This is a genomic window from Micromonospora sp. WMMD967 (assembly GCF_029626165.1).
GTDB classification, from domain to species: domain Bacteria; phylum Actinomycetota; class Actinomycetes; order Mycobacteriales; family Micromonosporaceae; genus Micromonospora; species Micromonospora taraxaci.
Genome location: NZ_JARUBK010000001.1, coordinates 6,424,157 through 6,444,198, shown reverse-complemented (window position 1 = coordinate 6,444,198; position 20,042 = coordinate 6,424,157). Strand labels below are relative to the sequence as shown.

Annotated in this window: 21 protein-coding genes; 13 read left to right on the top strand and 8 right to left on the bottom strand. The window is 71.7% G+C overall.

Going from position 1 to position 20,042, the window contains the following annotated elements; genetic code table 11:
- Positions 1-63: 63 nt before the first annotated feature.
- Both O7631_RS28910 and O7631_RS28905 read left to right on the top strand, forming a co-directional pair.
- The gene (locus O7631_RS28910) at positions 64-375 is read left to right on the top strand and encodes a hypothetical protein (protein ID WP_278147165.1); all 312 of its coding nucleotides are present in this window, start codon (positions 64-66) and stop codon (positions 373-375) included.
- The gene (locus O7631_RS28905) at positions 372-776 is read left to right on the top strand and encodes a hypothetical protein (protein ID WP_278147164.1); all 405 of its coding nucleotides are present in this window, start codon (positions 372-374) and stop codon (positions 774-776) included. The genes O7631_RS28910 and O7631_RS28905 overlap by 4 nt, the downstream gene beginning before the upstream one ends.
- Positions 777-791: 15 nt before the next feature.
- On the opposite strand, the gene O7631_RS28900 is transcribed toward O7631_RS28905, so the two are convergent.
- The 4 genes from O7631_RS28900 to O7631_RS28885 form a co-directional block, all read right to left on the bottom strand.
- Positions 792-1,196: a hypothetical protein gene (locus O7631_RS28900; protein ID WP_278147163.1), complete on the bottom strand. Its 405-nt coding sequence runs from the start codon at positions 1,194-1,196 to the stop codon at positions 792-794.
- A gap of 68 nt (positions 1,197-1,264) precedes the next feature.
- The gene (locus O7631_RS28895; protein ID WP_278147162.1) at positions 1,265-1,732 is read right to left on the bottom strand and encodes a nitroreductase family deazaflavin-dependent oxidoreductase; all 468 of its coding nucleotides are present in this window, start codon (positions 1,730-1,732) and stop codon (positions 1,265-1,267) included.
- Positions 1,733-1,767: 35 nt separating this feature from the next.
- Positions 1,768-2,745, bottom strand: coding sequence for an SEC-C domain-containing protein (locus O7631_RS28890; RefSeq protein WP_278147161.1), 978 nt, complete (start codon positions 2,743-2,745; stop codon positions 1,768-1,770).
- Positions 2,746-2,849: 104 nt separating this feature from the next.
- Positions 2,850-3,140, bottom strand: coding sequence for an antibiotic biosynthesis monooxygenase (locus tag O7631_RS28885; protein ID WP_278147160.1), 291 nt, complete (start codon positions 3,138-3,140; stop codon positions 2,850-2,852).
- A 59-nt stretch (positions 3,141-3,199) separates the two neighbouring features.
- On the opposite strand from O7631_RS28885, the gene O7631_RS28880 reads away from it, so the two are divergent.
- Positions 3,200-3,832 carry a TetR/AcrR family transcriptional regulator gene (locus O7631_RS28880; protein WP_278147159.1) on the top strand — a complete coding sequence of 211 codons (633 nt, stop codon included), beginning with the start codon at positions 3,200-3,202 and terminating at the stop codon, positions 3,830-3,832.
- Between the two features lie 82 nt (positions 3,833-3,914).
- On the opposite strand, the gene O7631_RS28875 is transcribed toward O7631_RS28880, so the two are convergent.
- A complete protein-coding gene (locus O7631_RS28875) occupies positions 3,915-5,381 on the bottom strand; it encodes an MFS transporter (protein WP_278147158.1) in 1,467 nt (488 codons plus the stop codon).
- A 220-nt stretch (positions 5,382-5,601) separates the two neighbouring features.
- Between O7631_RS28875 and O7631_RS28870 the strand changes: the two genes are divergently transcribed.
- Positions 5,602-6,183, top strand: a complete 582-nt coding sequence (locus tag O7631_RS28870) for a TetR/AcrR family transcriptional regulator (protein WP_278147157.1) — start codon at positions 5,602-5,604, stop codon at positions 6,181-6,183.
- Positions 6,184-6,224: 41 nt separating this feature from the next.
- Here O7631_RS28870 and O7631_RS28865 read toward each other — a convergent pair whose 3' ends face one another.
- On the bottom strand, positions 6,225-7,583 hold the full coding sequence (locus O7631_RS28865; protein ID WP_278147156.1) for a pentapeptide repeat-containing protein: 1,359 nt from the start codon (positions 7,581-7,583) through the stop codon (positions 6,225-6,227).
- A 231-nt stretch (positions 7,584-7,814) separates the two neighbouring features.
- Here O7631_RS28865 and O7631_RS28860 point away from each other — a divergent pair, with 231 nt between their 5' ends.
- The 3 genes from O7631_RS28860 (at position 7,815) to O7631_RS28850 (ending at position 11,387) form a co-directional block, all read left to right on the top strand.
- A complete protein-coding gene (locus tag O7631_RS28860; RefSeq protein ID WP_278147155.1) occupies positions 7,815-8,603 on the top strand; it encodes an alpha/beta fold hydrolase in 789 nt (262 codons plus the stop codon).
- Between the two features lie 171 nt (positions 8,604-8,774).
- Positions 8,775-10,979, top strand: a complete 2,205-nt coding sequence (locus tag O7631_RS28855) for a M48 family metalloprotease (RefSeq protein ID WP_278147154.1) — start codon at positions 8,775-8,777, stop codon at positions 10,977-10,979.
- A gap of 15 nt (positions 10,980-10,994) precedes the next feature.
- Entirely contained in the window at positions 10,995-11,387 is a 393-nt protein-coding gene (locus O7631_RS28850) for a hypothetical protein (RefSeq protein ID WP_278147153.1), read from the top strand.
- Positions 11,388-11,410: 23 nt separating this feature from the next.
- On the opposite strand, the gene O7631_RS28845 is transcribed toward O7631_RS28850, so the two are convergent.
- Complete coding sequence (locus O7631_RS28845) at positions 11,411-12,283, bottom strand: aldo/keto reductase (RefSeq protein ID WP_278147152.1); 873 nt, start codon at positions 12,281-12,283, stop codon at positions 11,411-11,413.
- Positions 12,284-12,454: 171 nt separating this feature from the next.
- Between O7631_RS28845 and O7631_RS28840 the strand changes: the two genes are divergently transcribed.
- The 4 genes from O7631_RS28840 to O7631_RS28825 all read left to right on the top strand — a co-directional run bounded on the left by O7631_RS28840 (position 12,455) and on the right by O7631_RS28825 (position 16,864).
- The gene (locus tag O7631_RS28840) at positions 12,455-12,820 is read left to right on the top strand and encodes a YciI family protein (RefSeq protein ID WP_088988492.1); all 366 of its coding nucleotides are present in this window, start codon (positions 12,455-12,457) and stop codon (positions 12,818-12,820) included.
- 132 nt (positions 12,821-12,952) lie between these two features.
- Positions 12,953-14,329, top strand: coding sequence for an FAD-binding oxidoreductase (locus O7631_RS28835; RefSeq protein ID WP_278147150.1), 1,377 nt, complete (start codon positions 12,953-12,955; stop codon positions 14,327-14,329).
- A 205-nt stretch (positions 14,330-14,534) separates the two neighbouring features.
- Positions 14,535-15,983, top strand: a complete 1,449-nt coding sequence (gene pyk / locus O7631_RS28830; RefSeq protein ID WP_278147149.1) for a pyruvate kinase — start codon at positions 14,535-14,537, stop codon at positions 15,981-15,983.
- On the top strand, positions 15,980-16,864 hold the full coding sequence (locus O7631_RS28825; RefSeq protein WP_278147148.1) for an acyl-CoA thioesterase II: 885 nt from the start codon (positions 15,980-15,982) through the stop codon (positions 16,862-16,864). Before pyk ends, O7631_RS28825 begins: the two co-directional genes overlap by 4 nt.
- 45 nt (positions 16,865-16,909) lie before the next feature.
- Here the strand turns inward: O7631_RS28825 and O7631_RS28820 are convergent, their stop codons facing one another.
- Positions 16,910-17,578, bottom strand: a complete 669-nt coding sequence (locus tag O7631_RS28820; protein ID WP_278147147.1) for a YceI family protein — start codon at positions 17,576-17,578, stop codon at positions 16,910-16,912.
- Positions 17,579-17,834: 256 nt separating this feature from the next.
- On the opposite strand from O7631_RS28820, the gene O7631_RS28815 reads away from it, so the two are divergent.
- Complete coding sequence (locus O7631_RS28815) at positions 17,835-18,299, top strand: Rrf2 family transcriptional regulator (protein WP_088988497.1); 465 nt, start codon at positions 17,835-17,837, stop codon at positions 18,297-18,299.
- Between the two features lie 489 nt (positions 18,300-18,788).
- On the top strand, positions 18,789-19,775 hold the full coding sequence (locus O7631_RS28810) for a sulfite exporter TauE/SafE family protein (protein ID WP_278147146.1): 987 nt from the start codon (positions 18,789-18,791) through the stop codon (positions 19,773-19,775).
- Positions 19,776-20,042 lie beyond the last annotated feature (267 nt).

The window sequence follows — 20,042 nt, the reverse complement described above, 5'->3', positions numbered from 1 at the left end:
TCAGAATGCGGTGACCCTGCGTGTCGCTGACGATCGGCGGTGCGATTCGATAGGCTTCCTGGTATGACCGGATCGGTGAGCAAGAAGTCGTTCTCGCTTCCGCAGGACGTGGCGGAGCGCTTGGAGCGTGAGCCCAACGCCAGCGCGTACGTGGTCGACACGATCCGGGCACGGATGCGTGCGGAGGATCTCGACGCCGAGTTGGCCCGCCGAGGGATGACCGTGACGGCGGAGGGGCAGGCCCGTGCCAGGGCCCAACGCGCCCAGGTCGAGCAGGAATGGTCCCCTGGTCGCCGCGCCGCGCTGCGGGACCGTTCCCGCCGTGCGGCAACGGAGATGCTCGACGGCTCCGGCAGCCAGGCGCCGGCGGCATGACGGGCCCGGACGGGCCGGCGGTCCGGCTGATACTGGACCGATCCGCGCTGCTCGCCTACGTGGCTGGGTCGATGGATGTCGCTGAGCCCATCCACGAGGTCGCCCAGGATGGGGTCCGGTTCGGTGTGCCGGCGGTGGTCGCCGCCGAGGTGCTAGCGGTCGTGGACGACCCCGGTGATCGAGCGGTGCTGCACCGACTGCTTGAACGTCCTGCCTGCGCGGTGTTGCCGACCTGGGGCGAGGACTGGCAGGAGTTGGCGTACTGGAGGGTTGTCACCGGTCGAGTTGACCTGGCCGCCGCCGTGATGGCTGTCCTGGAGCACGACGCCTCCGTGCTGACCAGCGAAGGTAAGGCGTACGGCGACGGCGGCGACCTTCCGGTCATCCGCTTTTCTGGCTAGAGCCCTCGACGGAGGTCAGCGGGTGATGCGGACGGTCCCCTCGAAGCGTGGGTAGTCACAGCCGTCCTGGCAGAGCTCGAAGCCCCCGCTGGCCAGCGCGATTCCCTTGTGGAAGACGAGTCCGCCGTTCTCGGCGTAGACCCGTCCGGTCACGGCTTGGGGCTCGCCGGTGCAGTTGAGGGGTGACCAGCCGCTGCCGTATGCGACCCGGTCGCCGGAGCGCTGCCGGAGGATCAGCTCGGCGCCCCCGGACGCGCCGGCGGGGCAGGTCACGGTGATGGTGAGGTCGACGGCGATGCCTCGGGCGACCAGGGTCGCCGACGTGACCTCGACGTCACTCGCCGCGCTGGCCGCCGTCGGGTTCAGCAGCGCGACCACAGACAGACCGAGCAGTGCGATGGTGGTGGTGATGCGGCGCACGACGGACCTCCTTGTCGGAGCGGGTGCTTACCTTCGGTCACCATAACCCTGTCCGGCACTCGCCGGAATCAATCGATCGCGGAGAGTTTCGCGGAGGTGCGTTCGACGATGACCAGGGGAATCTCCCGCTCGGTGCCCTTCTGGTAGCGCGCGTAGGTCGGGAAGACCTTCGTCATCACCGGCCACAGCCGGACGCGCTCCTCGGCGGTCGCTGTCCGGGCCCGGCCGACGAACCGCTCCGCGTCGACCTGGATCTCCACGGTCGGGTCGGCGCTCAGGTTCAGGTACCAGGCGGGGTGCTTGTCGGCGCCTCCGTTGGACGCCACCAGCAGGTGGTTGTCGCCGTCGCGTCCGTACATCAGGGCGGTGCGGCGCAGTTTGCCGCTGCGGCGTCCGCGGGTGGTGAGCAGCAGCGAGGGTACGCCGTGGAAGGTGCCGCCGTCCGCGCCGTCGGTCTGGACGTAGCGCCGGATGTGGCTGGCGACCCAGCCGACCGGGCTGTCCTCGACTGTCTCGTGCTGATCCTGATCGGTCACGGCGTTGCCTCCTCGTGAATAGCGACGGGATGCCGTCAGCCGCGCGAGCGGGGCAGGCAGCACTTCTTGTACTTGGCACCCGACCCGCACCAGCAGAGGTCGTTGCGGCCGGGTGGCCAGGCGGTCACGCCGGCTTCGTCGAGGCTGTCGGCGTACTCGTCGAGGGTTTCCTCGTCAATGGCGTCGACACCGGCGAAGGCCGCCAGACCCGCGACCGTGCCGGCGACCACGCCCAGGTCGCCGCCGCCCATCCCGGAGGCCTCGACGAAGGCGCGTTCGAGGTTGGCGCGGTGTTCGTCCCAGGTGGGCGGGTAGGTCTCGGCGAGCGCCGGCCACCGCACCAGCAGCGCGTCGAACTCGGCCTTCGGCCAGAAGAGCAGCGTCGCCGGGCCGTCGTCCAGGGCGTCGAGCGCGTGGTCGCTCGCGGCGCGCAACCGGTCGGCGAGGTTGTCGTACTCGTCGTGCGGCAGGCCCAGTTCCTCGCGCACGTTGTGCCGTCGCTGGGTCAGGCCGAAGATCATGGCTGCGGCCTCGTCCTGGGCGTCCTCGGACTCGTGCTGCTGGGTGCGGGTGCGTTCCAGGATCGCGTCGAGTGCCGCGGTCAGCCACTCCAGCGCCGTCTCGGTGCGGTCGGATTCGACCAACTCGTCGATCACGTAGGTGGCGTGAGGGCTCGTCTCCAGCAGCGGACGGAGCGCGGTCAGCTCGGCCATGCCCTCATCGGCGCGGCCGAGGCGCAGCAGCAGGCCGCCGCGGACCGCTCGGGCGTACGCGTCCTCGTCGGGCTGTTCGGCGATGGCGCGGGTGGCCAGGGTGAGCGCGTCGGCGCGGTCGCCGGACTGCTCGAGGATGTCCGCGGCGACCAGCAGGGCGTACCCGGTGTCGGCCGGGTCCGCGACCCGGCCCTCGTCGACGGCGCCCACCAGCTCGGCGACGAGCGCGGCCGGGTCGGGGCTCTTGATGCCCAGGCTGCCGATCTCGTCGATGCGGTCGGCGGTCAACAGTTCGGGCATGGACACATCCTGACGACGGCTGACGGGCGCGGACGGCCAGCGTAACTCCGAGACTGCCGCACCCGGCGCCGGCCGGCCCGACCGGCGCCGGTCGCGTCGGCAGATCAGCGTTCGTCGACGAGCTGGACCTCCTCGGCGGTGGGGTCGATGGCCAGGGCGAACGCCGCTGTGCCGGCGGCGCTGCCCGGTGTCACCTTCCGCGCCGCCGCGAGTTGCTCGGCCGACTCCCACCGCCACACGCCCACCCACTGCCGCTCGTCGACGCGGCCGAGTCGGGCCTCGATCGGGCCGCCGACGGCCGCCCGGGTGGCCGTCACGAGGTCGGCGTGGCGGGTGGGCACCTGCTCGGCGTGGGCGGGGTCGGCGCTGAACCGTGTGATCACGAGCAGAGACATTGCTGTAGTTCCTCTCTAGAGTTGACTTCTAGTGACTTGTTCTAGAGATAATCTCCCGCATGAGCGATGTCAAGGGCTCCGGACTCCGCAGCCAGAAGGCGCGACAAACCCGGCAGAAGATCCTGGCGGCTGCGCGGGAGCTGTTCGTCGAGCGCGGCTACGGCGCGACGAACCTTCAGGACGTGGCGGCGGCAGCCCAGGTGGCGGTGCAGACGATCTACTTCACCTTCGGCAACAAGCGCACGCTGCTCAAGGAGCTGGTCGACGTCACGGTGGCCGGAGACGACGAGCCGGTGGCCACCATGGACCGCGAGTGGTTCCGTGCCGCCATGGCTGCCGGGACCGCCCAGGAGCAGTTGCGGGCGCACGTGGACGGCAGCGCAGTGGTGCTGGACCGGGTCGCGCCGATCATCCGGATGCTCGACGCCGCCGTCGCCACGGACGCCGAGGTCGCCGCGATCTGGCCGCGGGGAGTCGACCCCCGGTACGTGGTGCACGAAGCCGCGGCGACGTCGCTGATGAGCAAGCCGGGCGCGCGTACCGATGTGTCCGTCGCGCAGGCGGCCGACGTGCTCTACGCGCTGCTCGGCCCGGAGCTCTATCTGATCCTGGTGCGGGAGCGGGGTTGGTCGCCGCAGCGCTGGGCGGAGTGGAGCTTCGCCACACTGAGCGCGCAGCTCTGCGTCACCTGACGGCAGAACCCGGAGCCCGGGAGACCCGGGGCCCGGAGCCCGGGACGGCTGACCGTCCCGGGCCACGAATGGCCGACGAACCTCAGCGGGTCGCGGGCATGGTGGCGAACTCGCCGGCTAGCTCCGACTCGATGATCGTCGTGGTGGACGGCCCGCGACCGGCCGACGAACGCCGGGCGGACGGGACGGCCAGGGCCGCGAGGGTGGCCGTGACGGCGATCGCGGTGAGGAGGAGAAACCCCATCGTGAAGTCGGTCTCCCGGGGCAGGCCGCTGGCCTGCGGGTGGGCCGTGATCACGCCGCTGACGACGGCCGCGCCGATCGCGCCGCCGATGGTGCGGATGTTGGCGTTCATGCCGGTGGCCACGCCGGTCTGGCTGGCGGGCACGCTGGCGACGATCAGGTTGGCCATCGACGCGAAGGCCAGGCCGATGCCGAGACCGGCCAGGCCACCGGCGACGGCGACCTCCCAGCGGGTGTCGTGGGCGGTGGCCAGCATCGCGGACGCGGCCACGTTGAACGCGGCGCCGGACGCGAGCTGCGCCTTGGCGCTGAAGACGGCCTGGAGGCGGCCGGCGACGATGCCGGCGACGAACATCGCGACGAGCATCGGCAGCATGAGCAGACCGGCCTGGCTGATGCTGGCGCCGAAGCCGTAGCCGGCGCTGGTCGGGGTCTGCACGAACTGCGGGAGGAACGCGTACACGGAGAACATCGACGCGCCGTAGAGCAGGGCGACGAGGTTGGTGGTCCACACGCCGGGCAGGCGCATCATCCGCATGTCGATCAGCGGGTTGGCCGAGCGCACCTCGGCGACCAGCCAGCCGGCCAGCAGCACCACGGCGAGCGCGAGCAGGCCGAGAACCCGGGTGGAGGTCCAGCCCCAGGCCGCGCCCTGGCTGATCGGCAGCAGCAGCGCGACCAGCCAGCCGGAGAGCAGCACCGTGGCGCGCCAGTCGATGCGTCCGGGGGTGCGGACCGGCGACTCGGGGATGAACAGGTGCGCGGCGACGGCGGTCAGGCCCACCACGACCATCGGGATCCAGAACAGCCACCGGTAGTCCAGCGCGGTGACGATCGGGCCGGCCAGCACGATGCCCAGGCCACCGCCCGCCGCGACGATCGCCGAGATGGCGCCGACGGCCGAGGAGACCCGCGCGGCGGGGAACTCGTCCCGGATGATGCCGAACGAGAGTGGGAAGACGGCGCCGCCGATGCCCTGTACGACGCGGGCGACGATGAGGACGCCGATGTTCGGGGCGATGGCGGCCACCAGGCAGCCGAGGGCGAGCGCGGCGAGCGATGCGACGAGCATCCGCTCCTTGCCGACCATGTCGCCGACCCGCCCGAGGATCGGCGTGAAGATCGACGCCGAGAGCAGGTACGCGGTGAGCACCCAGGTCACGGTGTTCTGGGAGGTGTGCAGGTCCTGCTGGATGGTCGGCAGCACCGGGGTGATCAGCGACTGGAGCATCGCGAAGAACCCGGCGCCGGCCGCGAGCACGGTGAAGGTGAGCCGACGCGAGCTGCGTCGGGAGGTCACTGCCACGAGAGAAGACTCCTGATAACGGTACGGAGGGAGGTGTGTCACCCGTCGTCTCTGGCGGGCGGGCTTGTCGGGTCCGGGCGATCGGGGTGGCCAGGCGACGGTCGTGCGGATCCCGAGGTAAGCTAACCGGAGGCAGGCCTCCGGCAATTCCGGAGGGGTGCCTCCACTAAGCTAGCGGAGGGATGCCTCCGGATGCAACCAGGTTGAGGTGACGCACGTCATGAGCAGCGCGGGGCAGGCGCCCGAGGTCTTCGCCCAGCGGCCCAAGCGGGCCGATGCACGGCGCAACTACGACTCCCTGGTCGCCGCTGCCCGCGAGGCGTTCGCCGAGAACGGCGCCGCCGCCTCGTTGGAGGACGTGGCCCGGCGGGCCGGGGTGGGCATCGGCACGCTCTACCGCAACTTCCCGAGCCGGCGGCACCTCTTCGAGGCCGTCTACGTCGAGGAGGTGCGGGCGCTGAGCCGCTCCGCCGAGGATCTGGCCGAACTGCCCCCGTGGGACGCCCTCGTCGCCTGGCTGCACCGCTTCGTCGCGTACGTCGCCACGAAGCGCGCGCTCGCCGAGCAGTTGCTGCACGACTCGGAGATCTTCGGGACCTGCCGGACGGAGATCTACGCCGCCGGTGAGCCGCTGATGCGGCGGGCCCAGGCCGCCGGCGTGGTCCGGGACGACATCGGCTTCGACGACGTGGTGCGGCTGATCAGCGGCCTCACCATGGCCCAGTTCCCGTCACCCGAGCAGCGCGACCGGGTGCTCGGCGTGGCCCTGGACGGGCTGCGCCCGCCGGCCGCGTCGAGCTGAGTATCGGCCGACCCCGTTGCGCCGACCGCGCCACCGCCCGGTCAGCTGTCGACCAGCAGGAGCCACTCGTCGTCGAGGCGTTCCGTCACCGTGCCCGGCGGCCAGCGGTGACCGGCGTCGACCATCGCCCGTGCCTGCTCGACCTGCGGTGGTCGGCTGAACTGCGTGTCGCGGAAGCTGGCCATGCTGTGGAACCGGGCCCGGCCGAAGTTGGCGGCGTCGGTGAAGCGGGCCCTGTCGAACAGCGCCTCCCCGCCGAACACCGTCCAGCGGAACAGCGCCATGTTGGTGAAGCGGGCGGAGTAGAAGGTGGCCGATCGGGCGAACTCGGTGTGCTCCATCGACAGGGCACCCTCGAAGACGGCGTCCCGGAACGAGACGGCGTCCTCGAAGCGGGTCGCGTCGAAGCTGGTCGGCTGACCGAAGGTCGTCCCACGAAACGAGACCTGGCCGGCGAAGCCCGCTCGCCGACACGACAGGCCGTCGGAGAACACGGCTCCGTCGAAGCCGGCCAGGCCCCCGACGCGCATGTCGTCCAGGATGACCTCGCCGTTGGTCGCGAGACCGTCGAAGAGCACGTCACCGAAGGTCGCCGCCCCGAGCAGGAGACGCCCCCGCGCCGTCGCGCCCGCGAAGGTCGTCGCGCCGGTGAACACCGCACCGGTGAAGTTAGCGTCGACGAGCGTGCAGCCGGCGGCGTCGAAGTCGACCAACCGGGCGCCGACCAGGTTCAGCGTGACCTCCGGCCAGTGGGCCGCGTCGTCCGCGCGCAGGTGCCGGGTGAGCACACGCTGCGCGGTGCGCCGGACCTCCGTCTCGCGCGGCTCGTCGTCGGGCGCGGGCATTCGCAGGTACGCGCAGAGCACCGCCGCGATCGTCGTCCGCTGCCCCGGATTGTCCTGACCGAGGCGCTCCAGCGCGTGCAGGCCACCGAGGCGTACCGCCGCGCTGTCGTTGCCGAGCAGCTCGACCGCCCGGGTGTAGAGCTCGGTCAGCCGCCGCTCCGCCGCGTCGTGCTCGGCGGCCGAGGACTGCCGGTCCTGGTGGCGTTGCGCGGCCTCGGCCACCGACTCGGCGTGCGCCTGGACCCGGTCCCGGTGTGCCTGGTCCCGGGCGGCTACGCTCTCCTGGTGTCGCTGGGCGCGCTCGGTGATCCACTGACGACGGGCGGCCAGCAGCAGGGCGAGTCCTCCACCGGTGCCGGCGACCACTGTCAGGCCGGTGCGGATCGCGTCGATGCGCAGCGTGGCACGGGTGTCCGGCTGGCTGGCCCGGTCCGCCTCGGTGAGCAGCAGATCCAGCACCAGCCAACCCAGGGCGGCGGCGATCAGCAGGCCGACCAGGACCAGCCACCAGGGCATCACCCGTAGCTGGCGCTCGGGGGGTTCGTCCGTGGCCACGGCCACAGCATGCCATCCGCCGCCCCGATGCAGGGCTGCGGACCGGCACGGCCGTCCGATGTGGAAGGCCGGCGAATTGCCGGTTTGCACCCTCGGTGGGACAACGGGTTACCGGCGCGTAACAAGTCATTGACGTTGCCGAATTGTTGCGGGCATGATCGTCGCACGGTCGACCGGACACCCCCACCCACCTGCCCGGTTCGCCGGGTGCCTCCCCCCGGAGGTGCAGCCATGCTGCTCCGAAAGACCGTCCTCGTCGTGTCCGTCGCCGTCGCCGCCCTGATCGCCTCCGCCGGCACAGCGACCGCCGCCCCCGCCCCCGCTACCGCCCCCGCTGCTGCCGCCGCCCCGACCGCCGCCGCGGCCAACCCCGTGATCGTGGTCGGCGGGCTCAGCGGCGTCGCCGTCGCGTACGAGCCGATCGCCGCCCGGCTGCGCGCCGACGGCTACCGCGCCTTCATCTACCAACTGCCCGGGCTGGGCCTCGGCGACATCCCCACCTCCGCCCGCGCGTTCGCCACCTACGTCGACCAGGTACGCGCCAGCACCGGCGCGTCGACGGTGGACGTCGTCGCGCACTCCGAAGGCGGCCTGGTCAGCCGCTACTACCTCAAGCGGCTCGGCGGCACGGCCACCGTCGGTCGCTACGTCAGCCTGGGCACTCCGCAGTACGGCACCTACGTCGCCAACATCGTGGCGTTCCTGGGTCTCGGCAGTTGCGCCGGCATCGTGGCCTGTCAACAGATGACCATCGGCTCGGCTTTCCTCGCCGACCTCAACGCCGGGGACGACACACCGGGGGCGGTGCGCTACACCACCATCCGCACCCTCCAGGACGAGCTGGTCCGGCCCACCGGCAACGCGGTGGTCAACGACGGCGCGACGAACGTGCTGATCCAGTCGTACTGCCCGCTGCGGGTGGTGGGCCACCTCGGTCTGGTGCTCGACGGCACGGCGTACACCATCGTGCGGGGCGCCCTGGTCGACGGCCCGGTGCGACCCAACTGCCTCGCGCTCTGACCCGGGCCGTGGGGGTGGTCCCGACGGACCACCCCCACTGTCGTGAGCCGACGACTGTCGGTTGCCCGACGTTCCCGGGAAAGGGTGTGGCAGACATCGGATGTGCTCGATAACCTGCTGCGGCTGTCCATTGACGACAGAGGACGTGGCCTTCCCGAAGGAGCAGCGCGCATGACCGAGCCGCACGCCGTGCCGCCGGAGAGCACCCCGCCGGCAGTGCCACAGCTCGACGTCCGGGCGGCCGAGCCGCCGGCCGCCGACCCGCAGTCGACCGGCACCGGGTTCGCCGACCGTCCTCCGGGTTACCCCAGCGCGCTGGTCTGGCTGCGCGCCGGGATCCTGCGGGACTGGCGCGGTGTGCTGGGCGCGTTCGTCGCCACCTGGTTCTACCTGCCGGTGGCGCTGCTCCTGGCCTTCTGGGGCGGCCTCAGCTTCGGCATCGTCGGCCTCTTCGCCGGTGGCCTCGGCGCTGACGACCAGGTGCCGCAGGTGCTCCGCGACGCGCCGCTGATCGGCTCCCTGCTGGAGTCGTTCCTGAGCCGCTCCGGCGGGGTGCTCGGCGGCGTCGCCGGCTTCGCCGTCGGTTTCCTGGCCGGTTTCCTCAGCGTGCTGGTGCTGCCCTGGCTGGGCGCCGACGAGGGGCCGTTCGCCGTGGTCACCGGCCTGGTCGGCACCGTCGTCGCGGCGGCGCTGATCGGGGTCCTCTACACGCTCTACCGGGTGCTGCTGGAACCGCGACTGCTGGTCGTCTCCGGTGCCCGCCAGCCCAGCCGCCGCGAGGCCGCGCGGCTGCGACCCGTGCTGGACGACTGCGCGCGACGACTCGGCCTGCCCAGCGTGCCGCGGCTGCTCATGGAGGACGACCCCGTCCTGAGCAACGCCCGCACGTACGCCCGGCACGTCGTGGTCACCACCGCGGTGCTGACCGAGGCGGACGACGAGATCGCCGCGCTGTTCAGCCACGAGCTGGTGCACTGGCGTACCGGAGACGAGATCACCAGCGCCTTCGTCCGTGGTGTCGGCCTGCCGCTCACCCTCGCGCACGCCCTGCCGGCCTGGCTGATGCGGACGTTCCCGCACCCGGGCACCAACTTCGTGGTCTTCCTGTTCTTCTGGCCGGTGCTGCTCACCATGCGGTACGTGGTGCTGCCGCTGCACGCCCGCGACGTCCGGGCGGCGGAGTACCGGGCCGACCTCGGCGCCGTACTCACCGGGCAGGTCGAGGCGATGCGGCGCATCCTGGAACGGCGGCTGTCCTTCGAGACCGGCCGCAGCGGCTGGGACGAGGCGGTCTGCGCCACCCACCCGCCGCACGAACTCCGCCTCGACGCGCTGGAACGAGCGACGGTGACCGCTGCGCCCACCGGCGTGGCCGAGCCGGTCACCGTCGAGCGACTGTTCAACCAGTCCGGTCCGGTCGGCACCCGCCGCACCTGGGCGCTGGTCGGTGTCCTCGCCCTGGTCGCCTGCCTCGGAGCCGGTGCGCTCAGCGTGGTGCAGTGGGCGTTCTTCCGGCCCCAGGCGGCGGTCGAGGGCTTCTTCGCCGCGCTCGCCGACCGGGACAGCGAGGCCGCGCTCGGCCACCTGTCCGACCAGGGCGCCGGCACCGACACCACGCTGCTCGACCGGCTGCTGCGCGGCGAGGGCTACCAGCCACCGACCGACGTCGAGGTCAGCTCGCTGGAACGCGACGGCGACACGGCGACCGCCACCGTGGCGTACCGGCTGGCCGACGCGCGGCAGACCGCCACCCTCACGCTGGAGCGTGACAAGGAGTCCACCGCCGGGTTGTTCCACGGTTGGCGGTTGACCGGTGGGCCGATCGCGCTCAACTCCTCGATCGCCGATCCCGGGGTGCGGCTCAACGGGGTAGAGCTGCCGGTCGCCACCGAAGGGCCGCCGCTGGTGCTGCTGCCCGGCGTCTACACCGCCACCGGCCCGGCCAACGCGCTCAGCGAGACGCCGAACACGACAGTGGTGGCCGACCCCGGGCAGAGCGCCGCCACCCTGCAACTGACCCCGGTGCTCAAACCGGCGGCGGCCGAGGCCGTCGACGCCCAGGTCCGCGCCTGGCTGGACGAGTGCGCCAAGCAGACGGTCACCGCGCCACAGGGCTGCCCGTTCCGCTACTACGGCGGGTCCGCGCAGAAGGTCACCTGGAAGATCCTGGAGTACCCGAAGCTCGCCCTGGAGCTGACCGGCCCGGCCGCCGCCCAGGTGACCACCCCGCCCGAAACCAGGGGCCGGGTGCAGGTCAGCGGCACCAACACGTACTTCGGTGGCACCTCACCGTTCACCGACGAGGACGCGTTGACAGTCACCGGTGTCGCCACCGCCGACGGCGACAACGTCGCCTTCCGCCCTTCCGTCAACTGACCGGAGAGAGAGCCCGTGCCCGACAGCACCACCGCCGCCCGGCTGCCCGTACGGCTGACCATCAACCCCCGCCAACGCCAGCAGCCGTCGGTCGACCTGCTGACCTGGATCCACCGCCGGCCGGAGTACCGGCCGGTGGTCCGCCAGGCCGGCGGCGGCGGAGGCCGGCCCGGCTTCAGCGATGCGGTGATCATCGCGGTGCTGGCCCAGGGCCTGCTGCCAGGGCTGTTCAACCTGCTGCAGTCCTGGGTCGACCAGCAGCGCACCGAGGCCAGCATCCGGATCCAGGCCGGGGACACGGAGGTGGAACTCCAGGTGAGCGGACGAACCGACTCCGCGCGCCTGCTGGCCCAGGCCACCGAGGCCCTACGGGCCGCCCGCGAGCCCGGGTCGGACGCCGCCGACTGAGACGACGGCGTCCGACCGGCAGGTCAGCTGGCCTTGGCGAGCGCCTCGAACTCGTCGTCGGTGAGCCGCACGTCGGCCGCGCCCACGTTCTCCTCCAGGTGCGCCACCGAGGACGTACCGGGGATGGGCAGCATCACCGGCGACCGGCGCAGCAGCCAGGCCAGCGCGAGCTGCGCGGGCGACGCGCCGTGCGCCGTGGAGATCGCGTCCAGCGGGCCGCCCGGTCGGGCCAGCTCACCGGTGGCGATCGGGAACCACGGAATGAACGCGAGGTCGTTGCGCTCGCAGTACTCCAGCACGTCCTCGGCGCTGCGGTTGGCGAGGTTGTACAGGTTCTGCACGGACACGATGTCGGTGATCGCGCGGGACTCCTCGATCTGCGCGACGCTCACCTCGGACAACCCGATGTGCTGGATCTTGCCTTCCTGCCGCAGCAGCGCCAGCTCACCGAGCTGGTCGGCGAGCGGCACCTTCGGGTCGATCCGGTGCAGCTGGTAGAGCGGGATGCTGTCCAGGCCGAGGTGCCGCAGGCTCAGCTCACACTGCTGACGCAGGTACTCCGGGCGGCCGACCACCCGCCAGTCGCCCGGCCCGGACCGGGTGAACCCACCCTTCGTCGCGATGACCAGGTCGTCGGCGTACGGGTGCAGGGCCTCACGGATCAGCAGCTCCGAGACGAACGGCCCGTACGAGTCGGCGGTGTCGATGAACGTGACGCCCAGCTCGACAGCGCGACGCAGCACCCGGACCGCCTCGGCCGGGTCCTTCGGATCTCCCCAGACACCGGGGCCGGTGATCTGCATCGCCCCGTAGCCGAGCCGGTTGACGGTGACGTCGCCACCGATGCGGTACGTGCCGGACGCCTTCGCGGGCTGCTCACTGATGTTTGTCGCCATGACTAGATCATCCCCCGGAAATGGACTGTGACACCGCCGGTCCGCCGACTGTGCGACCGGACACGTCACCTGTCCCACCGGTGGTTACCCGGAAGCGACAGGTACGAGCCTGGCGCACGTGCGACGCTGGCCGGAGCCGGTGCGAACCGGTGCCACGGCGGAGGGAGCACCATGGCGGGAGTGCCGCAGGTCAACTTCGCGCTCGACACGTACGAGTGCATCGTGCTCTATCCCGGGGCGGCCGGGCGGGTCCTGCCCGCCGAGACCGTGCAACGGTTGCAGGCCGAGCACGCCGAGCACATGCAGGCGTTGCAGCGACGCGGCATCATCCTGGTCTCCGGCTCGATCGACGGGACGACCAGCAACCCCGAGCCCCCGATCGGTTTCGGGCTCGCCCGCACCGGCAGTGTCGAGGACGTCCGCAGCGTGGTGGAGGCCAACCCGGCGGTGCAGGCCGGCCTGTACCGGGTGGACGTGCTGACCTTCCTCTGCCCGGCCGGTTCCCTGGAGTTTCCGCTGGTCAAGGCCGGGAGCTGACTGGTCGGTCAATCGGCGGCTGTCGTGATGGTGACGGCGCTCGGCGGCCCTCCGGTGCTACGGTCGCCCCCAGCGAGGGCCGCCGCCGGGGCGCACCCGGAGCCATCGATCGGCCCCGGTCGAGGAGTTGCCATGACCTCCGCCGCCACCGGTGATGTCGCGACGGCCGCCGCCCGACTGCGTGCCCTGCTGGGCGACCGGCTGCACGAGCCGGGCGACCCCGCGTACGCCACCACCACCCGGCTCTGGAACGGCGCGGTCCAACGCTCGCCCGCCCTGGTCGCGCAGTGCCTGGACGCCGGCGAGGTGGCCGACGCGGTCCGTATCGCCGCCCGATGCCATCTGCCCCTGTCGGTCCGCTCCGGCGGGCACGACTGGGCCGGTCGGGCGCTGCGCGACGGCGGGCTGGTGCTCGACCTGACCGGCTTGCGTACCGTCCGGGTCGACCCGGCCACGGCCACGGTGACCGTCGGCGGCGGCACCACGGCCGCCGAGTTGCTCGCCGCCGCCCGCCCGTACGACCTGGTGGTACCCACCGGCGTCGTCGGCGCCGTGGGCATGGCCGGGCTGTCCCTCGCCGGTGGGTACGGCCCGCTGTGCGGCCGGTTCGGTCTGGCAGTGGACAACCTGCTCGGCGCGGAGGTGGTCCTCGCCGACGGCCGGCGGGTCACCGCCGACCCCCGGCACGACGCCGAGCTGTACTGGGCGCTGCGCGGCGGCGGAGGAAACCTCGGCATCGTGACCGAGCTGCGCTTCCGGGCGCACCGGCTGCCCGGGGTGCTGGCCGGTATGATCATGTTCCCGTTGGCCGAGGCGCCGGACGTGCTGCGCGGCTACGGCGCCCTGGTCGCCGAGGCCCCGGACGAGCTGACCGTGATGACCGGTTTCCTGCCCGGCCCGGCCGGTGAACCGGTGATCTTCGTCTGCCCCTTCTACAGCGGCCCGGACCTGGACGCCGGGCTGCCGTGGATGGACCGACTGCGCGCCCTGGGCACCCCGCTGGTCGACCAGATCGCCTCGATGCCGTACGCGGACGCGTTGCGGATGTTCGACGGTGGATTCGTCGACGGCAACCGCTACCTGCTGCGTACCCGCTGGCTTCCCGCGCTCACCGACGGAGCCGCCGACGTCATCATCGACGCCGCCCGGCAGGTCAGCTCACCGTTCGCCGCGCTGGCCTTACACCACTTCCACGGTGCCGCCACCCGGGTCCGGCTCGCCGACACGGCGTTCGGGCTGCGCACCGACCACCTGCTGGCCGAGATCATCGCTGTCTGGGCGCCCGGCGAGCGGGCCGAACCGCACCGGGAGTGGGCCGAACGCACCTCGACGCATTTCGCCCCGCACTCCCTGCCCGGTGGCTACCCCAACCTGCTCGCCCCGGAGGAGACCGACCGGGTGCGGCTCGCGTACGGCGCGAACTGGCCCCGGCTGCGCCGGGCCAAGCACCGCTACGACCCGCGTGAGCTGCTCACCGCGGTGCCCACCCTGCCGCCGTCGGCGCACTGATGGCAGGCCGCCGCCGGGAGCACCCCGACAGCGCACGTCACCGGAGGCGTACGATTCCCGGCGCGCGGTCGCTGTTGCCCGTCGCCACAACGTTCCCGGTGTGGTTCCGCCCGCCGGCCCGACGCGCGCCGCGCGTCGTTGGACACATGTTCCCCTGCCTGCAATGGGTCGGTCCCGAGTCCGACCTGAAGGAGAGACTAGCCTGATGGGCGTGACACGCCGCGCGAAGATCGTCTGCACTCTTGGTCCCGCCACCTCGTCCCCGGAGCGCATCCGCGGTCTCGTCGAGGCCGGCATGAACGTGGCGAGGCTCAACTTCAGCCACGGCAGCCACGCCGACCACGAGGCGGTCTATCGACTGGTCCGGGAGGCGTCCGAGGCGGCAGGTAAGCCGGTGGCCGTCCTCGCCGACCTCCAGGGCCCCAAGATCCGGCTCGGCAAGTTCGCCGACGGCCCGCACGAGTGGCGCACCGGCGACTCGGTCGTGATCACCGGCGACGACATCCTCGGCACCAAGGAGCGGGTCTCCTGCACCTACACCAAGCTGCCGCACGAGGTGAAGCCCGGCGACCGGCTGCTGATCGACGACGGTCGGGTCGCCGTCGAGGTCAGCGACGTCACCGGCAACGACATCCGCTGCCTCGTCACCGAGGGCGGCCCGGTCTCCAACAACAAGGGCGTCTCGCTGCCCAACGTGGCGGTCAGCGTCCCCGCCATGTCGGACAAGGACGCCGAGGACCTGCGTTTCTCCCTCGGGCTCGGCGTCGACCTGGTCGCGCTCTCGTTCGTCCGCTCCGCGGAGGACATCAAGCTCGTGCACGGGATCATGGCCGAGGAGGGCGTGTTCCGCCCGGTGCTGGCCAAGGTCGAGAAGCCGGAGGCGGTGGAGCACCTCGAAGCCATCGTGCTGGCCTTCGACGGCGTCATGGTCGCCCGCGGTGACCTCGGTGTCGAGATGCCACTGGACCAGGTCCCCCTGGTGCAGAAGCGCGCCGTGCAGCTGTGCCGGGAAAACGCCAAGCCGGTCATCGTGGCCACCCAGATGCTCGACTCCATGATCGAAAACTCCCGCCCCACCCGCGCGGAGGCCTCCGACGTCGCCAACGCCGTGCTCGACGGCGCGGACGCGGTGATGCTCTCCGGCGAGACCAGCGTCGGCAAGTACCCGGTGCTGACCGTCAGCACCATGGCCAAGATCGTGACGACCACCGAGTCCGGCTCGATCGGCGTTCCCCGCCTGCAGCACGACCCGCGTACCCACGGTGGCGCGCTCACCGTCGCCGCCTCGTCGATCGCCCGGGCCATCAACGCCAAGGCGCTCGTCGCCTTCTCGCAGACCGGCGACACCGTCCGACGGCTGTCCCGCCTGCACTGCGACCTGCCGCTGCTGGCCTTCACGCCGGTCCCCGAGGTGCGCGACCAGCTCGCCCTCACCTGGGGCGTGGAGACCTTCCTGATGCCGTTCGTGCAGCACACCGACGACATGTTCCGTCAGGTCGACCAGGCGCTGCTGGGCCTCAACCGGGCCAACCCCGGTGACTACGTGGTGATCGTGGCAGGCAGCCCGCCCGGCACCCCCGGCTCGACCAACACGCTGCGCGTACACCAGCTCGGTTCGCTGGTCGACGCGGCGTCCGCGCGGGCCCTGCAGTGAGCGACGGTCGGGTCGCGGTCGGCCAGGCCGCCGTAGACCAGCTCCTGGAAGTGCTGGACCTCGACCCGACCGGCGAGATGACCTTCCGGGGGATGAGCCCCCCGGTCGGTCCACAACGGGTGTACGGCGGCCAGGTTGCCGGTCAGGCCCTGGTCGCCGCCGGCCGCACCGTCGACCCGGAGCGGTTCGTGCACTCCCTGCACGGCTACTTCGTCCGCCCCGGCGACCCGGCCGAACCCATCGAGTACCAGGTGGAGAACATCCGCGACGGACGGTCGTTCTCGGTACGCCGCTCGGTCGCCCTCCAACACGGCAAGACGATCTTCTTCATGTCGGCGTCCTTCCAGCGGGCCGAGGAAGGTCTGGATCACCAGGTCACCGCCCCGCTGGACGTACCCATGCCGCAGGACGTGCCGACGATGTCGGACCGGCTCGCCCGCTACCCGGAGCGGCTCGGCATCTGGGGTCAGATCCCGCGGCCGATCGACGTGCGCTACGTGGGGGAGCCCGGCTGGGTGCGCCCCGGCGACCGGCCCGCCGACCCGCACCAACGGGTCTGGATGCGCATCGACGGCAAACTGCCCGACGATCCGCTGCTGCACGCCTGCGCGCTCACCTACGCCTCGGACCTCACCCTGCTCGACTCGGTGCTCTCCGCGCACGGCGAGGTGTGGGGGCCCGGCGGGTTGGTCGGCGCGAGCCTGGACCACGCCCTGTGGTTCCACCGGCCGTTCCGTGCCGACGAGTGGTTCCTCTACGACTGCCTGAGCCCGTCGGCGTCCGGGGCCCGCGGGCTGGCCACCGGCCGGATGTTCACGACCGACGGCCAGCAGATCGCCAGCGCCGTCCAGGAGGGTCTGCTCCGCCGCGTCGGCGCCTGACGCTGTCGATCATCCCCGCCAGGCCGCTGGCGGGGATGACGAGGGTCAGCCCTGGTAGATCGCCTCGCCGGCGATCTCGATCTGCACCGTCTTACCGACCAGCACCCCGCCGCTCTCCAGGACGACGTTCCAGAGCAGGCCGTAGTCCTCGCGGTTGATCTCGGCCGTCGCGCTGAACCCGAAAATGTTCTGCCCGTACGGATCCTGACGTGCGCCGCCGAAATTCACCTCCAGGTCGACAGCCCGAGTGATGCCCTTCACCGTCAACTCGCCGGTAAGGACGAATCGTCCGGGCGCGCCCTCGGACTGCGGCGGAACAATGTGACTCCGGCCTCGTCCGCCCAGCCGATGGTTGCGCAGACGGGCCCACTGGAATATGGGATTGTCGTTGCCCTGCCATTTGATGCCGGTGCTTCGATATTCGAGGGTCGGATAGCGCTCCACGTCCAGGAAGTCGGCGCTCTTGAGATGGGTGTCCCGGTCGACGCTCCCGGTGGTGATGCTGGCCGTCATGATGGTCGCCGTCACCGAGGAGAGCAGCGGGTCCTCCGCCACGAAGACCTGCGCGGTGGCCTCGGCGAACTCACCGCGTACCGGGCTCACCATCATGTGCCGGGACAGGAAACCGATCCGCTTGTGCGCCTGATCGAGAAGATAGGTGCCGGCCACCGGGATGGTCATGCCATCCCAGGTACGTGTCGCGGTATCGGTCATCGTGGTGCCTTCCCCCCGAGGGTGCCCGGGCGTTTATCAATATGTGCACGGCGGTCGGGTAAACAGCCGGACAGTCGTACTCCCGCCCAGCATAGGGACGCTCCGGAACGGCTTTTCGGCAGCCACCTTGTCGTGGATCATGACGCACTTCACTCGTCCTCGCGCGGAGCGCGAATTCGCGGATTTCCGTCGATGCGTGCCCGATCGGCCGAGGGTCGCCCGCCCGCCCGGACGACCAACGGCTAACCTTGCCGGCATGCGCCTCTCCGCCCGGGTCGACTACGCCCTCCGCGCGGCCGCCGAGCTCGCCGCGACGGCCAGTGGTCCGGGACGCGGCCGGCCGGTCACGGCCGACCAGATCGCCCGAGCCCAGGAGATCCCGCCGAAGTTCCTGGAGAGCATCCTGCTCCAGCTGCGCCGTGGCGGCATCGTGCACGCCCAGCGGGGCCCGGAAGGCGGCTACTGGCTGGCCCGCCCCGCCGAGGAGATCTCCCTCGCCGAGGTCATCCGCGTGATCGACGGGCCCCTCGCGCACGTACGCGGGCAGCGCCCCGAACAACTCGGCTACCACGGCCCGGCCCGAGCGCTGCAGGAAGTCTGGATCGCGTTGCGAGCGAGCGAGCGCGAAATCCTCGAACTGGTCAGCGTTGCCGACGTCGCAGCGGGCACCCTGCCCGCGCGGGTCACCGAGCTGGTCGCCGACCCGCGCGCCTGGACCTGAGCGCTCGCCAGCTCACCTGCCGCGTCCACCGGCGGTGCGTCACGTCTGCTCCTGCGCCAGCTCACCCGCCGCGTCCACTGGCCGCACGTCACGTCTGCTTCTGCGCCAGCTCACCTGCCGTGTCCACCGGCGGCACGTCACGTCTGCTTCTGCGCCAGCTCACCTGCCACCCCGCGAGCCCGCCCGTCTACTTCTGCGCGGTCTCGCCGGTCGAGGCGTGTTTCGGCGCGCAGGGCGGTGTCTGCACCCGCGAGATCTTGGACAGTTTCCGTTCGCGCTGAACGGAAACTGTCCAAGATCTCGTCGTGCTGGCACATCCGGCGGCCCGAGGCAGCGGAAACGCCGTGCCTGCGGCGCGTCGCGCGCTTGGCCCGAGGAGGCGCGCCACGCGGTGGCGTCCCATCCACCGATCGGGGGCTTGACCCTGACTGCCCCGTGCCGCATTGTCGACCAAGTCGATAGGAGATACCGAAAAGTCAGGGGGCGCTCGTGCGCAAGCTGCTGGTCCTCGCTCTGGTCGGGCTCGTCGCGCAGTTGATCGATGGTTCGCTCGGCATGGCGTACGGGTTGACCTCGTCCACACTGCTGCTGGTCGCCGGAGTCGCCCCGGCCGCCGCCTCGGCGTCGGTGCACCTGGCCGAGATCGGCACCACGCTCGCGGCAGGGGTCGCGCACTGGCGGTTCGGCAACGTCGACTGGCGCGTGGTGACCCGCATCGCCCTGCCCGGGGCGATCGGTGCCTTCGCTGGCGCCACAGTGCTCAGCTCGATCTCCACCGAGGCCGCCGCGCCCTGGATGGCCGGCATCCTCTTCACACTCGGTGCGTACCTGCTGATCCGCTTCGCCCGCCCGTTGCGCACCGGTCGGGTCGGCGGGCGGCTGCGCGGTCGCTTCCTCGGCCCGCTGGGCCTGGTCGCGGGCTTCGTCGACGCGACCGGCGGCGGCGGGTGGGGCCCGGTGGCCACGCCGGCGTTGCTGGTCTCCGGCCGGATGGAACCCCGCAAGGTGATCGGGTCGGTGGACACCGCCGAGTTCGTCGTGGCCGGCGCGGCCAGCGTCGGCTTCCTGATCGGGCTGGGCACCGAAGGCTTCCTGCTCCCCACCGTCGCCGCGCTGCTGGTCGGTGGGCTCATCGCCGCCCCGCTGGCCGCCTGGCTGGTGCGGATCGTGCCCGCCCAACTGCTCGGCGCGGCGGTCGGCGGTGTGATCGTGCTGACCAACGCCCGCACCCTGATCCGCTCCGCCGAACTGGACGGCCCGGTCCGCCCCACCCTGTACGCCCTCCTGGCCGTCGGCTGGCTTGCCGCCCTGGTGCTGGCCGTGCGAGCCCTACGTCGCACCCGGCGGGCGCGCGCCGAGGCCGCCCAGGCCGCAGACTCTTCCGCCGCGCCCGCTCCGGCCCCCCTCGTCGGCGCCGCCGCCGCCGTCGCGGTCCCGGCCGAACTGACCCCGACCGGTACGCCCAACCCGCGCTGAACCCGCCCCGACAGCCTGTTCGCCGGCCAGCCCGACGGCCGTCCGCGTGCCCCGCGCTGCGCCCCGCGCTGCGCCCCGCGCCCCGCGTATCGCAAGATCGCGCAACATCCAGGAGGTAGTGGCATCCCGTCGCTTCGTGGCCACTACCTCCTGGATCGAGCGTGACCTTGGGCCCGTGCGGGCGTTGTGTCCCGGTCCCGGTCCCGGTCGGCGGGGGTGTTCCTCTCCAGGATCCGCGCAACATCGGGGATGTTGGTGTCTACCGCG

Coding starts and splice junctions, on each gene's coding strand:
- O7631_RS28815 (WP_088988497.1), top strand. CDS start 17,835: ATGCGCCTCTCCGCCCGGGTCGACTACGCCCTCCGCGCGGCCGCCGAG.
- O7631_RS28840 (WP_088988492.1), top strand. CDS start 12,455: ATGGCGGGAGTGCCGCAGGTCAACTTCGCGCTCGACACGTACGAGTGC.
- O7631_RS28820 (WP_278147147.1), bottom strand. CDS start 17,578: ATGACCGATACCGCGACACGTACCTGGGATGGCATGACCATCCCGGTG.
- O7631_RS28870 (WP_278147157.1), top strand. CDS start 5,602: ATGAGCAGCGCGGGGCAGGCGCCCGAGGTCTTCGCCCAGCGGCCCAAG.
- O7631_RS28860 (WP_278147155.1), top strand. CDS start 7,815: ATGCTGCTCCGAAAGACCGTCCTCGTCGTGTCCGTCGCCGTCGCCGCC.
- O7631_RS28905 (WP_278147164.1), top strand. CDS start 372: ATGACGGGCCCGGACGGGCCGGCGGTCCGGCTGATACTGGACCGATCC.
- O7631_RS28910 (WP_278147165.1), top strand. CDS start 64: ATGACCGGATCGGTGAGCAAGAAGTCGTTCTCGCTTCCGCAGGACGTG.
- pyk (WP_278147149.1), top strand. CDS start 14,535: ATGGGCGTGACACGCCGCGCGAAGATCGTCTGCACTCTTGGTCCCGCC.
- O7631_RS28855 (WP_278147154.1), top strand. CDS start 8,775: ATGACCGAGCCGCACGCCGTGCCGCCGGAGAGCACCCCGCCGGCAGTG.
- O7631_RS28890 (WP_278147161.1), bottom strand. CDS start 2,745: ATGCCCGAACTGTTGACCGCCGACCGCATCGACGAGATCGGCAGCCTG.
- O7631_RS28835 (WP_278147150.1), top strand. CDS start 12,953: ATGACCTCCGCCGCCACCGGTGATGTCGCGACGGCCGCCGCCCGACTG.
- O7631_RS28885 (WP_278147160.1), bottom strand. CDS start 3,140: ATGTCTCTGCTCGTGATCACACGGTTCAGCGCCGACCCCGCCCACGCC.
- O7631_RS28845 (WP_278147152.1), bottom strand. CDS start 12,283: ATGGCGACAAACATCAGTGAGCAGCCCGCGAAGGCGTCCGGCACGTAC.
- O7631_RS28880 (WP_278147159.1), top strand. CDS start 3,200: ATGAGCGATGTCAAGGGCTCCGGACTCCGCAGCCAGAAGGCGCGACAA.